Origin of the sequence: Mesorhizobium sp. M0701, assembly GCF_040320365.1 — a bacterium.
In the GTDB taxonomy this organism is placed as follows: Bacteria; Pseudomonadota; Alphaproteobacteria; order Rhizobiales; family Rhizobiaceae; genus Mesorhizobium.
Window position 1 is genome coordinate 43,351 of record NZ_JAMYPO010000026.1, and the last position, 12,766, is coordinate 56,116.

The following is a 12,766-nucleotide window of genomic DNA, read 5'->3' on the forward strand; positions in this document are numbered from 1 at the left end:
AAATGCCTGGCGAGCTCGCCATCTATGGCGGTCTTTTCCTGACCGCGTTTGCCGCGGCGACCATTCTGCCGATGCAATCGGAAGCAGCCCTTGCGGGACTGCTTCTGACGGAAAGCTATGCTCCGGCTCTGCTCATCGCCTCCGCAAGCGCAGGCAATGTGCTCGGCTCGATCGTCAACTGGTGGCTCGGCCGGGGGATCGATCGCTTTCGCGACCGCAAATGGTTCCCGGTAAAGCCCTCCGCGTTGACGCGCGCGATGCGATGGTATCAGCGCTATGGACGATGGTCGCTGCTGTTGAGCTGGTTGCCTCTCGTCGGCGATCCGCTGACGGTTGTGGCGGGAGCGCTGCGGGAGCCATTCTGGAGCTTCCTTGCGATCGTCACGATCGCGAAGGTCGGCCGCTACCTCGCGCTGGCGGCGATGACGCTGAGCTGGATTTAGCGCTTGTCGAGACCCGCGCCGGCACGGCGACATTACGCGAGACGGCGCTTTCCTTTGCCGGCCGCAACGCTGCGCGCCAACTTGGATTTGCGTCGCATATGTCTATACAAATGGGAATGCATGTGTACAATCGCTACCAACAATCAAAAAAGGGGAACTGAAATGATCACTCTCGACCGCCGCAATTTTCTGGCCTCCACCGCTGGCCTTGCCTTCGTTGCCGCCTTTCCGCGCAGCGCCTTTTCCGAAACCAACGACACGCTGAAGATTGCCATCGCCGCGGAGACCGGTGATCTCGAGCTGCTGCAGAATGTTTCAACGCTGAGCACCTACACCATCGTCTTCGATGCGCTGATCCACTACGGCCAGAACGGCGCGCTTGAGCCGGGACTTGCTACCAAATGGACCATTGCCGACGATCAGCTTTCGATCGCCTTCGATCTGCGTGAAGGCGTGACCTTCAGCGACGGCACGCCGTTCGATTCCACCGCAGCCGAATGGAACCTCAAGCGATGGATGGGGGTGAGCGACTTCTCCTGGATTGGCGTCTCCGATGCGTACGACAGCATCGTCACCGATGGGCCGAACAAACTGACGGTCAAGCTGAAGCGGCCGGTGCCGGCCGCATTGCTTGAACTCACCATCGTCCGCCCAGTTCGTTTCCTGTCGCCCAAGGCAGTCGACAAGGATGGCAAGCAGACGGCGCCGATCGGAACCGGTCCGTGGATCGTCGAAAAATATGATTCGAGCGGCACCAGCCTCGTTCGCAACGACAAATACTGGGGCGAAAAGCCGCTCTTCAGCCGCATGGAATTGAAGGTGGTTCCAGATGAACTCGCCCGCGCCAATGGCCTTCGTTCAGGCGACCTCGATGTCATCGGCGGCGACTGGGTGGCGACGCTGTCGCCGCGCCGCGCTCGCGCGCTGGAAAGCGACGGCATGAAGGTTGTTGCCGAGCCGGGCACCGCGACGATGCTGCTCGGCTATTCGCCGAAGTCGAAGATCATCGCCGACAAGGCCGTTCGCGATGCCGTCTACGCATCGGTCGACCGGGCGGCGATCGCCAAGGTCCTGTTCGAGGGCTTTGCCGACCCGGCCGCCGATCTGTTCCCAGCGAATGTGCCCTCGTCGGGCAAGCGGCATGACGTGCCGGTGCGTGATGTGGCGGCGGCCAAGAAGATCCTCGCCGATGGCGGCTGGGTCGACAGCGGCGGTGCCTGGACCAAGGCTGGCTCTCCTCTGACCATCGACTTTCTGGTTTCCGAAGAGTCCCTACCGGGATCGCGGCGCATCGCCGAAATGATTCAAGGCCAGTTGTCCGAGGTCGGTTTCCAGGTCCAGGTGTCTTCTGTCGACAACGCCACCATGCATGAACGACGCCCCGCCTTCGACTATGATCTCGCTTTCTTCACCACCTATGGCGCTCCCTATGACCCTCACGGGACCCTTGGCAATGCTTTCGTCTCGACGGCGGACAGCGGGCCTGACGGCAAGATCTATGTCTCGGACGCGCTCGACGGCGTGGTCAAGGCTGCGCTCGAGGCGAGCGGCGCCGAACGCGACCTGAAGATGCAGGCCCTCTACGACTGGCTCTACGACAACACCGCCATCTGTCCGCTCGTCGTCAGCCAGCGGCTGTGGGCCCACAATCCGCGCGCGGAGAATTTCTCGCTTCCGGCGACCGACTATGACCTGCCGTTCAAGGCGATAACGCTGAAGGCCTGAAGACTTCGAGCCCAAGCGAGGCCTGACGATGAAAAGCACGATCCTGCGACGGATGCTGCTTGCCTGCCTTTTGATCCTGGCGGCATCCGCGCTGACATTCGCCCTGGTTGCGGCGGCTCCGGGCAATGTTGCGGCGCTCATTGCCGAGCGTGCGGCAGGTCCCGGCGCTGACGCGCAAATGATCGCCAAGATCGGCAACGAGCTCGGTCTCTACGACCCGTTGCCGATCCGCTACGGACGCTGGCTTTCCGGCGCGTTGGCCGGCGATTTCGGCATCTCACTGCGAACGGGAAAGCCGATCTCGTCGGAGTTTGCCGCCCGCATCCCGATGACGGCGGCTCTGCTTGCCGGCGGCGGCATTCTCGCCTTCATTCTCTCGATCACGCTCGGCATTGCCGGCGCCGTCAGCAATGGCGGCTTCATGGACAGGTTCCTCCATGCATTTTCGCTGATCGGCGCGTCGACCCCGAACTTCTTCGTGGCGGCGCTGCTGGTCATCGTGTTTTCGGTGATGCTCGGCTGGGTACCCACCTTCGGGACCAGCGGCTTCACCTCATGGCTTCTGCCGTGGGTGACGATCGCGCTGTTCCCGGCCTCCGTTCTCAGCCGCGTCGTTCGGGTCAACCTCCAGGAAGCGATGTCGCGGCCGTTTGCGACAACCGGCTTCGCCAAGGGCTATACCAGAACGCAGGTGCTGCTGCGCGAGGCGCTGCCCAACATCGCCATTCCGTTCCTGACGACATTCGGCGCGCAATTCACGCTGATGATCATCGGGTCGATCGTCGTCGAGACGGTATTTGCATTGCGCGGCGTCGGTGCCTTTTTCATCGAGGCGATCCGCTTCCGCGACTTCATCGGCATGCAGTCGGTGCTGCTGCTGTTTGTCGTCTTCTTCGTCATGGTCAATTTCATCGTCGACATGATTTGCATCGTCGCGGATCCGCGAATGCGCCGGGCGCGGGGAGCATGAGGCGATGAACATTTCCGCTATCAGGGACATCAAGGACTGGCCGTGGCCGGTGCTGCTCCCCGTAATCGGCTTTGTGCTGATCGGCATCTTCGCTCCTGCTATCATGCCTTACAATCCAAGTGGGCAGGACTATTCGGCGACACTGGAGGGCATGAGCTGGAACCACTGGCTCGGCACCGACTATCTCGGCCGAGACGTCTTCAGCCGCATCGTCGGTGGCGCCCGCATTTCCCTGGTGGCGATGGTGATCGTGCTTGTCGCCGCGCTGGCGATCGGGGTCACGATCGGCTCCTTCGCCGGCTATGTCGGCGGCCGTGTCGAGCTCGTCCTTATCAGCATCATCGATATTGCGCTGGCACTTCCCAGCCTGGTGATCGCGCTGGCGTTGATCGGCATTCTGGGCACCGGCTACTGGTCGATGATAACGGCGCTCACCCTGGCGTGGTGGGCGAACTATGCCCGCATGAGCCGCGCCGTCGTCACCGCCGAGCTGCAGCAGCCCTATATCGAGGCGGCCCGCGTGATGGGCGCCGGCCATCTGTGGATATTTGGCCGCCATATCCTGCCGCATGTGCTTGCCCTCGTCGTCGTCTATGCAAGCGCCGACGCCGGCGCGCTTGTGCTGGCCATCGCCACGCTCAGCTTTCTCGGACTTGGCGTCGCACCGCCGACACCGGAATGGGGTCAGATGCTGGTCGACGGGATGAGCTACATCGAGGAGGTGCCGCGCCTCGTCGTGCTGCCCGGTCTGGCGCTGACGCTGGTCGTGGTCAGCTTTAACCTTCTGGGCGAAGCCTTCGCATTGCAAAAGGTGCCGCGGCCGGTTCGCGGCGCGACCTTGCGCAGACGCCGAAAGGCGCGCGCTCGCGAAGAAGCCGAGCGTAACGCCGTCGAAACGGGAACGACTTCAGCATGAGCGACGCTCAGCCGATCTATTCGATCGAAGATTTGGTCATCGACCTCTACGCCACCACCGTTTCGGTGCGGGCGGTGGACGGGGTGTCGTTCAACGTCCATCCCGGAGAAACGGTCGCGGTCGTCGGCGAAAGCGGTTCGGGAAAGACCGTAATGACGCTCGGTCCGCTCGGCCTGCTGCCCGAGGGCGTGACCGTGGACATGAAGGGATCGGCGCGAGCCGACGGAAGCGAACTGCTCAGCATCGGTTCACGGCAATTGTCGGACCTGCGCGGGCGCTATTTCGGCGTGATTTTCCAGGACCCGATGAGCGCGTTGAACCCGATGCTGAAAATCGGCCCGCAGCTGGCCCGCCAGGCGCGCCGCTTCGCCGGCCTATCGCATGAGGCCGCGCGCAAGGAAGCGGTCTCGCTTCTGGCACGCTCCGGCATTCCGGACCCCGAGGATCGCTACAACCGCTATCCGCACGAAATGTCGGGCGGCATGCTGCAACGCGCGATGATCGCGCTGGCGCTGGCGGCCCGGCCGCGCGTGCTGATCGCAGACGAGCCGACCACGGCGCTGGACGCCACGGTCCAGGCGCAAATCCTGGAGCTCATCCGTCAGATCCAGCGGGAGGATGGCATCGCGGTCGTGCTGATCACGCACGATATCGGCGTGGTCGCTTCCGTCGCCGACCGCGTCATCGTGCTTTACGCCGGCCAGGTGGCGGAGGAGGGGACGGCGATGGATGTGCTGACCCGGCCGGTCCATCCCTATACGCGCGGACTGCTCGCATCGGTGCCGGATTTTCGCGCCGACGAACGCGCGGCGACCCGCGAGATACCGGGCCTGCCGCCAAACCAGATCCGGCTGGAACCGGGTTGCCGGTTTGCCGAGCGCTGCGAATTGGTCGAAGCCGGTTGCCGGCAGCACCGGCCGCCGTTGCAGACGATATCCGCGTCGACAAGCCCGCACCGTGTGGCTTGCCCGGTCGTGCTGAAACGAGAGGGGATCGCCCTCCATGTCTGATGCCGCGGCGATCGAGGTCAAGGGATTGAAGGTGCATTTTGCCAACCGTTCGGGCACCGGCGCGGTGCGGGCGGTCGATGGCATAGACCTGACGGTCGCGCGCGGCGCGTTCCACGGCATCGTCGGCGAGTCCGGCTGCGGCAAGACCACGCTGGCGCGCACCATCGTCGGTTTGCAGAAGGAGAGCGAAGGCACTGTCCTGATTGGGGGAAGGGATCGCACCGAATGGCTGAAATCGGACAGGAAGTCGTTCAGCCGCGAAGTCCAGTTCGTCTTCCAGGATCCGTTGGGGTCGATGAGCCGCCGCCAGTCCGTCTACCAGACACTGGAGGAGCCGCTGCAGATCCATCGCTTCGGTTCATCAGTCGAGCGCCGGCGCCGCATCGCCGAGCTTCTGGATCTGGTTGCGCTGCCTGAGACGGTGCTCGACCGTTTGCCAAGGTCGCTCTCCGGTGGCCAGCGGCAGCGCGTTTCGATTGCGCGCGCGCTCGCGCTGAAGCCGTCCATACTGGTCTGCGATGAGCCACTTAGCGCGCTCGACGTTTCGATCCGGGCGCAGATCGTCAACCTGTTCACGTCGCTGCAGAAACAGCTTGGCCTGACCATTGTCATTGTCGCGCATGATCTGGCGATCGTGCGCGAGGTCTGCTCGAACGTGACGGTGATGTATCTCGGCCGCATCTCGGAAGCCGGCCTGACCCGCCCGCTGTTTCGCGAGCCGGCCCATCCCTACAGCCAGGCGCTGCTGTCGGCTGTTCCTTCTCCCGATCCTCGCATCGAAGCCGGGCGCCGCCGGATCATTCTCGCCGGCGATCCGCCAAGTCCCAGCGCGCCGCCTCCGGGGTGCCGGTTCAACACGCGCTGTCCGGTGGCGATCGATGTCTGCCGGGTCGAGGAACCGATGCTGCGATCGGTGCCGCATGGCGGCGTTGCAGCCTGTCATCTGGCCGATAGCGGCCGCCGCCCGATTATCTGAAAGATGTCGTTTCTGCGCCTGAACGATTCGCGAAGCTAACCGTCGTCGCGGGCGTCCTGCGCGAGCCTTTTCGGGTTTTCCTTTTGCTGGTCACTGCCGCCAAGGTCGGCCGCTATCTGGTTCTTGCCGCCGTGACCCTGAGCGTGATCTAATCTCACGAAGCTTCTCGAAGCTGAGCTGGTTAGGTCGGCTGGTTCGAAGAGCCCTGTATGATGCGCGCGGACGGGAAGCGCTAGCTCTTTTTGACGGCGACCTTGTCGAGGGCTGCGCGCAGGCCTTTCGCCAGCTTCTGCGCATCGCGCGACCGGCCAACCAAGCTACGGCGCAGCGCTCCAGCCAACAGCGACATTGTTAAGACATTCCCGTGGCCGCGCGCCAGGCCTGCATAACGAAGCTGTGCTGGTTCCAGATCATCAGCGCTCCACTCACAGCCATGAGCGCGACCACAAGGCCGCGGAATTGTCGTCCACTCAGGCGTTCGAGCCAGCGCTTGGCCAGCAGATTGGCAAGCGCAGCGCCCAAACCCGCGGCTGCGCCGTACATGGCCGCCTGACCACCGAGCGCGCCGAGTCCGGTGAATACCGCGATCTTGACGACATCGGTCACAAACGAGTTCACCGATTTCGTGGCGACCAACGTCTCCTTCTCCGAACCGTAGTTCAGATAGAGCGAATTCAAGACGGGTCCCACCGTGCCCATCAGCGCCGACAACAGCGCGACGATCAGGCCGGCCGGGAGGAACCACCAGCGGCGGGCTCGGTAGCTCCGCTCGCGCGCGCCGCCGCGAAATTCCCAGACTGCACTGATCAGATAGATCCCTATGAGTATCTGGAGCCATTCCGCCCGACTGTTGGCGAAGAGCCAGGAGCCCGCAGCGGCACCGGCGATGGCGCCGGGCAGGTACCAACGGACCAGGCTCCAATCGATGTCGCGCCGGAAGGCCAGGGCGCGGATGGGATTGCCGATGAGCTCGGTCAAGGTGATGACCGGCGCAACCGCCGCGCTCCCTGTGATGAAAGTCACGGCGGGGATCAGCAATAGACCTCCGCCTCCGGCCGAGAGGGTGTTCAGTGTCCAGGTGAGGAACCCCGCCAACGCCAGGAGGCCTAGTCTAATCCAGTCCATCCGATCAGAACGAAGCGGACCTTTGATCGTTCCGAACGCGTCGGTTCGCAAAAGCCCGGCCCGCCTTTTGAGTCTCGTCTGCGATGGAAATAATCACCCGTTACCGGGCCAAACGCGGGCGCCCGGAAGACCGGACTCCGGCGCACCGCACCGCCGATAGCTTTGAAAGCTGGTTGAAAGCGTACCGCCTAACCAGCCGGAGTTACGGTGAAGTCATCAAAATACACGTGACTGTCGGCCTTCGACCACAAGCCAACACGCCCGGTCACGGGCTCAGGCAGCGTGTCCTGCAGGTAGAGCTTGCCGTCGACATAGCCTTCGACCTTGGTGCCGGCGATGCGCACCTTCAGGTCGTGCCATTCATGGGTTGAGGTTGGGGTGTTCTTGACCCAGGTCACCGACGAGCGTTTCCCCTTTTCGAACCTCCACAAGACAAGATTGTTCTCCAGAGGGTTGGCGCGAATCGTGAGATAGTCGCCATTGGGCTTAAGGTTGAACAATATCCCTGCACCCTGGTCGATGCGGCCGCTGATGCCTTCGAAGCGGACGCTGATCTCTCCATCGCGGAAATCTGGCGTGCGTTCAAAGACTGCGTAGGGGAAGTATGCATAAGCCTGGACGCGGTCGAGAAACTCGGCATACCGCTCGCCATAGAGCGCCCGTGCCTTGTCGGCGAGGCCGGCGGAGGTCTGCCCCTCCTTCCATTGGCGGCCATCGACGGCCAACACCTTGTTGTCGCCTTCAGTTTCAATCCGCCAAATGCCCACCACGCCGGGCATAGCCTTCGAATCTGCGCCAACTTCCTCGTCCGAAAAGTTCACGATGCTGCGCTGGCCGGCAGAAGCTGGCAGCAGCAAGGCCACCAGGCCGGCAGCTACGGCGACTGTCACGAGGCTATGTGAGATTTTCACGGCTGATCTCCTTCTGGCTTGAAGCGTATTCGATGGTCGGTACCCGGCGGCACCGCCACCAGGCGACCCCGATGAGCAGCGGCAGGCCGCCAAGGAACCAGGGAAGCGCGATCCAGGGCGCGGCGACGAGCGGATAACCTGGATAGTCGTCGGTTCCTGTGACCGGTGCGAGCAGGGGTACGTTTGCGAGCCCGTAGAGGAGCGGCAGAATTTCCTCGGTGCCCGTCGATCGGCTGACAGCCGACCGGCCGCCGTAGCTGTACTCCACTTCACCATACGACTCGTCGCTTGCGCTGCCGACAGCGCTCTGCTGGTCGCCTGCAGGACGGATGACAATCCGGGGAATGATCCGCTCGAGCTTCGACAGGATGCTGGTCTGCAAATCCGCATACCGGGGGTCTTCAGGTACCAAGTGAACGGTGATGGTCAGCTGCTTGCTGAGCTGCGCCAGCGCCTGCTCGTCGGCTAGCGAGAAAGAGTTCCGCCGGTCCTCGGTCGAATCCACCGACCATCTGATCTGGGCTGCAGCGGCCAGCACAATGCAGGTCGCGGCGATGCAGACGACCGAACGTGCAACCTTGGTGCGCAGGGCAACGCCCGTCGGGAGCCAAATGGTAGCGAGCGCAGCAAAACCAAGAATCGCAGCGGGCACCCCGACGACAAGACTGATCGAGAGCAATCCGAGCTCAAACGTGTGCAGCGTTTGCGTGAGCGACAGCCGCGACGACCAGCCAAGGAGGTCGGGTTGGCTGGCCGCCGCGAAGTCGATGACCCACGATCCAATCGTGAAACCGAGCGTGACGATCGCGGCGGTTGCCGCGCTCTCGGCAAGCGCAGCGGCGAACAAAGCGATGGCGCCGACCAGCACCCCGTAGAGCAGATGTCCGAGAACAAGATTCAAGGTCTCGGCGACGAACAGATGTCCGCCCATGAATGCCCAAATCGCGAGCGCAGAGATCGCAGGCACCGCGGCAATGAGCCAGGCCGCGAAGACGGCAACCAGCTTCGCGCCAATCAAGGTCGGCGTTCGATAGGGCAGTTGGATCAGGAGCCGCAAGGCGCCGGACTCCTTTTCGTTGCCGAGCACGCGTATGGCAACAAAGGGAAACAGCAGTGTGACGGCGACGTAGAAGCCGCCGAACGTCGGGACCAACACGCCGTCAAGCGGTGATAGCGCGCTCGCGAGCCCCGACGCGTCGAGCGCCGTGGCGCTCGCGTTGCTGTAGAGCGATACGGCCTGAAAGAAGCTGAAGCCGATGAGAGGGCAGAGTATCAGCAGCATTATCCAGAGCGGCCGGCCGCTCGCCATTTCCCGCAGCTCCTTGGCCAGCAAGGGGCCGAAGGGAGCGCCGAGCGGTACGGCTGCCTCAGGTGAGCGCAAGGAAAACCTCCTCCAACCCACCGGACGAAATTCCCGCACGCGCCCGCAGGTCGCTCAGGGATCCGATGCCGCGTACGCGGCCGTCCGCGAGCAAGACGAAACGGTCGCATAGGCGCTCGGCATCGAGCAGTTGGTGTATCGCGAGGACGAGGCTGCGCCCCTGCGCCGCGACCTTGCGAAGCACGCTCATGATCTCGCGGGTCTGTCGTAAGTCGAAGCCGTCAAAGGGCTCGTCCATCAGCAGCAAGGGATGCGGCGTGATCAGGGCAAGCGCCAGCATCAGTCGACGGGCATACCCCTTGGACAATTCAGACACGCGCTTGATTAACACCGGTGCAAGTCCGACGGCCCCGACTGTCTCCGCGACGTCGAGGTGCGATGTCCGGTAGACATCAGCGAAGAACGCAAGAACATGTTCGACGTACTGGTCGCGCCAGGGCCGCAGGCCGTCGGGAAGGAAGAAGATCGACCTGCGGCGCGATGCAGGCGGCAGAGAGGCGCCGTGCCGGAGAATCGTTCCCGAGTCGGCCGGAAGAAGGCCGGCGATCGCTTCCAACAGCGTAGTCTTGCCGGCGCCGTTCGGCCCGATAAGACCGAGAACTTCGCCGGCCTCCACGTTGAAGGCAACATCCGCCAACGCGGTTTGCTCGCCATAGCGCTTGGTCAACGCACCGACCTGAAGGGCATATCCTCCCTCTTGCCGTGTAGCGATTTGCGCCTTGTCAGACATCCGGCTTCGCATCAACATCGGCTGATTCCCTCCCGGCGTGCGATCGCGCGGAGGCCCAATATCTAGCTCTTCTTGACGGCGACTTTATCGAGGGCCGCGCGCAGGCCTTTTGCCAGCTTCTGCGCGTCGTCATTCGCCCAGAAATGCATGAAGAAGAGCCGCGGCTCTTCATCGAGCATGTGGCTATGCAGCGCGGTAATCTCGATGCCGTTATCCTGCATTGCCTTGAGAACCGGATTGACCTCCTTGGCGGTCAGCACAAAATCACCCGTGATCGCTGCTTTGCCACCGCCCGTCGACTGGAAGTTGATCGCTAAGGCCGAGCCCAGGGCGGCCGGCACGTCCATACCATTTTCCTTGACCGGTTCGGCGCGCGGGATACTGAACTGGTAGACGCCGCCATTGACCTTACCTTTGTAGCCAATGGCCTTGTCGACGGCCGCCGTGTCGATCGGCTGGGTGGATGCTTCCGATTGCGAGGCACCGGACGCGGCATTCTCCATCGGGGTCTTTGTCAACGCCAATCCGGCATGAAGCGCAGTGGCGAGCGTGACGGGATCACCCTGGCCGAACACGTGCATGTAGAGCGTCATCGGCTCCGCGCGCAGCAGGTGGTTGTGCACTGCAGTGATCTCGATCCCACCTTCTTGTAGCTTCTTCATGACCGGGTTCACCTCGTCCTGCGTCAGAACGATGTCGCCCATGACCATCGCCTGGTTCACCATTGGCTCGAACGCGATCCAGCCTCCGAGCGCAAATCCTGGCTTCAGGGATATCCCATCGAGGGATACTTTCAGGTCGGTTCGTGGCAAGCCCACCCTGTAAACGCCGCCAGGCATTTCCGTTCCGGATTTGCCGAGTGTCTGCGCGACTATTTGCCAATTGGGTGCAGCCGATGCCGGTTCGAGCAGCGCCGAGACCGCAATCAGCATTGCGCCGCTCATGAGTTTTGCTTGCATGGGAGTTCTCCTTGTGATCTGCCCCCAATCGCCCACCGGTCAAGCCACAGCTGGTTTCATGGCAGGTGGCCAGCTGTGCGTCTCCGCCTTGCGGCGCGAAGCCCAGGCATAGAGCGCGTCGTAGATGACGAAGCCGTGCTTCAGCACTTCCTGGTCGTCGGGCGTCACGTCCCTGAGCCCCATCGAGATCGCAAGCAGCCCCGCAGACTGTGGCGTCAAATCGTGCCGATCGGTGTCGGCGCCGCGCACGATCGAGGCGATCGTCACGATCGCCGGATCGCGCTCGAGGCCGTATTTCGAGACGAAGGTATCGAAACTGCAGCCGTCACCCACATGCGTGAACTCGACACCGGGCACGTCATACGGTGTAGCGCCCGTCTCCTGGGCAACCGGGATCACCCGATCCGGCGGCACGAACAGGAATTCTGGCTCCTTGTCGATGAAGCGGGCGATCAGCCAGGGACAAGCAATACGGTCGATGACCGGACGTTCGCGGGTAACCCATTTCATGACCTTGTCTCCCTTGATTCGGCAACAAGCCCACAAGGCCCACTGCCATAAGGAGGTCAACGCTACGCCCGAATGTGAAATGATACAAGTGTTGCATTTATTTGTGCACGTGATACGGTTCACTTATGAGTGAGGGGGAAACGACGGAACAGCGCTGGCTGCTCCTTATCCATCGGCTGCCGAGCAAGCCGGCCTATTTCCGGGTGAAGATCTGGCGGCGGCTGCAAGGCATCGGCGCGGTCGCGGTAAAAAGCACCGTCTATGCACTGCCGGCCAATGCCGAAACGCAGGAGGATTTCGAGTGGCTCCTGAAGGAGATCGTCGCGGGTGGTGGCGAGGCGATGGTGTGCGAGGCGCGTCTCGTCGACGGATTGTCGGATGCCGAGGTCCAAGCGCTGTTCGATGCGGCGCGTGATGCCGACTATGCGGAGATCGCCAAGGAAGCGCGTGATCTCGCCGCCGAGATCGGCGCGAACGCCACGCCGGAAAAGCGTGCGGAGACACGGTCGCAGCTCGGCCGAATACGCAAGCGGCTCGCCGAGGTGGACACGATCGACTTCTTCGGCGCCACGGGTCGCCTCGCGGTTGAGGGTTTGCTCGCCGAGCTCGAAACGCATCTCGTGGAGGACCAGCCCATGACCGAGGAGTCAAAGGCGACTGAGCCGATTACTGACCTCAAGGGCCGGATCTGGGTGACACGCCGCGACGTGCACGTCGACCGGATGGCTTGCAGCTGGCTAATCCGCCGCTTCATTGATCCAGACGCCGTCATCCGCTTCGTCCCAGGCAAGAGCTATGCGGCAAAGCCGGGAGAGCTGCGCTTTGATATGTTTAACGGTGAGATCACCCATGAGGGCGACCGCTGCAGCTTCGAGGTGCTGCTCACCCGGGCCGGGCTTGACGACTCGGCGCTGCAGGCCATCGCCGAGATCGTCCATGATATCGACCTCAAGGACGGCAAGTTCGGGCGCGACGAGACGACGGGCATTGCCAGCCTGATCGCGGGCATCGCCATGACGAATAAGGGCGACGAGCAGCGGATCGCGCAGGGCGGCCCGGTCTTCGACAATCTCTACCAGTATTTCCGCCAGAAGCGCGGGTGAGGGGAAC

At 62.8% G+C, this 12,766-nt stretch carries 13 protein-coding genes and 1 pseudogene; 8 read left to right on the forward strand and 6 right to left on the reverse strand.

Annotated elements, in window-relative coordinates; genetic code table 11:
* Window positions 1–2: 2 nt before the first annotated feature.
* The 7 genes and pseudogenes from NKI24_RS22600 to NKI24_RS22630 form a co-directional block, all read left to right on the forward strand.
* Window positions 3–443, forward strand: a complete 441-nt coding sequence (locus tag NKI24_RS22600) for a YqaA family protein (protein WP_352452030.1) — start codon at window positions 3–5, stop codon at window positions 441–443.
* Between the two features lie 162 nt (window positions 444–605).
* Complete coding sequence (locus NKI24_RS22605) at window positions 606–2,168, forward strand: ABC transporter substrate-binding protein (protein ID WP_352748383.1); 1,563 nt, start codon at window positions 606–608, stop codon at window positions 2,166–2,168.
* Between the two features lie 28 nt (window positions 2,169–2,196).
* Window positions 2,197–3,138: an ABC transporter permease gene (locus NKI24_RS22610; protein WP_352452032.1), complete on the forward strand. Its 942-nt coding sequence runs from the start codon at window positions 2,197–2,199 to the stop codon at window positions 3,136–3,138.
* Between the two features lie 4 nt (window positions 3,139–3,142).
* A complete protein-coding gene (locus NKI24_RS22615; RefSeq protein WP_352452033.1) occupies window positions 3,143–4,054 on the forward strand; it encodes an ABC transporter permease in 912 nt (303 codons plus the stop codon).
* Window positions 4,051–5,064 carry an ABC transporter ATP-binding protein gene (locus NKI24_RS22620; protein WP_352452034.1) on the forward strand — a complete coding sequence of 338 codons (1,014 nt, stop codon included), beginning with the start codon at window positions 4,051–4,053 and terminating at the stop codon, window positions 5,062–5,064. The genes NKI24_RS22615 and NKI24_RS22620 overlap by 4 nt, the downstream gene beginning before the upstream one ends.
* Window positions 5,057–6,040 (forward strand): oligopeptide/dipeptide ABC transporter ATP-binding protein, encoded by a 984-nt coding sequence (locus NKI24_RS22625; RefSeq protein WP_352452035.1) that lies wholly within the window; start codon window positions 5,057–5,059, stop codon window positions 6,038–6,040. Before NKI24_RS22620 ends, NKI24_RS22625 begins: the two co-directional genes overlap by 8 nt.
* Before the next feature lie 35 nt (window positions 6,041–6,075).
* Window positions 6,076–6,192, forward strand: a pseudogene (locus tag NKI24_RS22630) (YqaA family protein); the annotation flags it as partial.
* Window positions 6,193–6,391: 199 nt separating this feature from the next.
* Here the strand turns inward: NKI24_RS22630 and NKI24_RS22635 are convergent.
* The 6 genes from NKI24_RS22635 to NKI24_RS22660 all read right to left on the reverse strand — a co-directional run bounded on the left by NKI24_RS22635 (window position 6,392) and on the right by NKI24_RS22660 (window position 11,656).
* A complete protein-coding gene (locus tag NKI24_RS22635; RefSeq protein ID WP_352452036.1) occupies window positions 6,392–7,165 on the reverse strand; it encodes a sulfite exporter TauE/SafE family protein in 774 nt (257 codons plus the stop codon).
* 188 nt (window positions 7,166–7,353) lie between these two features.
* Entirely contained in the window at window positions 7,354–8,076 is a 723-nt protein-coding gene (locus tag NKI24_RS22640; RefSeq protein WP_352452037.1) for a LamG domain-containing protein, read from the reverse strand.
* Window positions 8,060–9,457, reverse strand: a complete 1,398-nt coding sequence (locus NKI24_RS22645) for an ABC transporter permease subunit (protein ID WP_352452038.1) — start codon at window positions 9,455–9,457, stop codon at window positions 8,060–8,062. Before NKI24_RS22645 ends, NKI24_RS22640 begins: the two co-directional genes overlap by 17 nt.
* The gene (locus NKI24_RS22650) at window positions 9,444–10,187 is read right to left on the reverse strand and encodes an ABC transporter ATP-binding protein (RefSeq protein ID WP_352748392.1); all 744 of its coding nucleotides are present in this window, start codon (window positions 10,185–10,187) and stop codon (window positions 9,444–9,446) included. Before NKI24_RS22650 ends, NKI24_RS22645 begins: the two co-directional genes overlap by 14 nt.
* 62 nt (window positions 10,188–10,249) lie before the next feature.
* Window positions 10,250–11,146 carry a DUF1259 domain-containing protein gene (locus NKI24_RS22655; protein ID WP_352452040.1) on the reverse strand — a complete coding sequence of 299 codons (897 nt, stop codon included), beginning with the start codon at window positions 11,144–11,146 and terminating at the stop codon, window positions 10,250–10,252.
* A 39-nt stretch (window positions 11,147–11,185) separates the two neighbouring features.
* Entirely contained in the window at window positions 11,186–11,656 is a 471-nt protein-coding gene (locus NKI24_RS22660) for a chromate resistance protein ChrB domain-containing protein (RefSeq protein WP_352452041.1), read from the reverse strand.
* Between the two features lie 203 nt (window positions 11,657–11,859).
* On the opposite strand from NKI24_RS22660, the gene NKI24_RS22665 reads away from it, so the two are divergent.
* A complete protein-coding gene (locus tag NKI24_RS22665) occupies window positions 11,860–12,759 on the forward strand; it encodes a chromate resistance protein ChrB domain-containing protein (RefSeq protein ID WP_352748396.1) in 900 nt (299 codons plus the stop codon).
* Window positions 12,760–12,766: the final 7 nt, after the last annotated feature.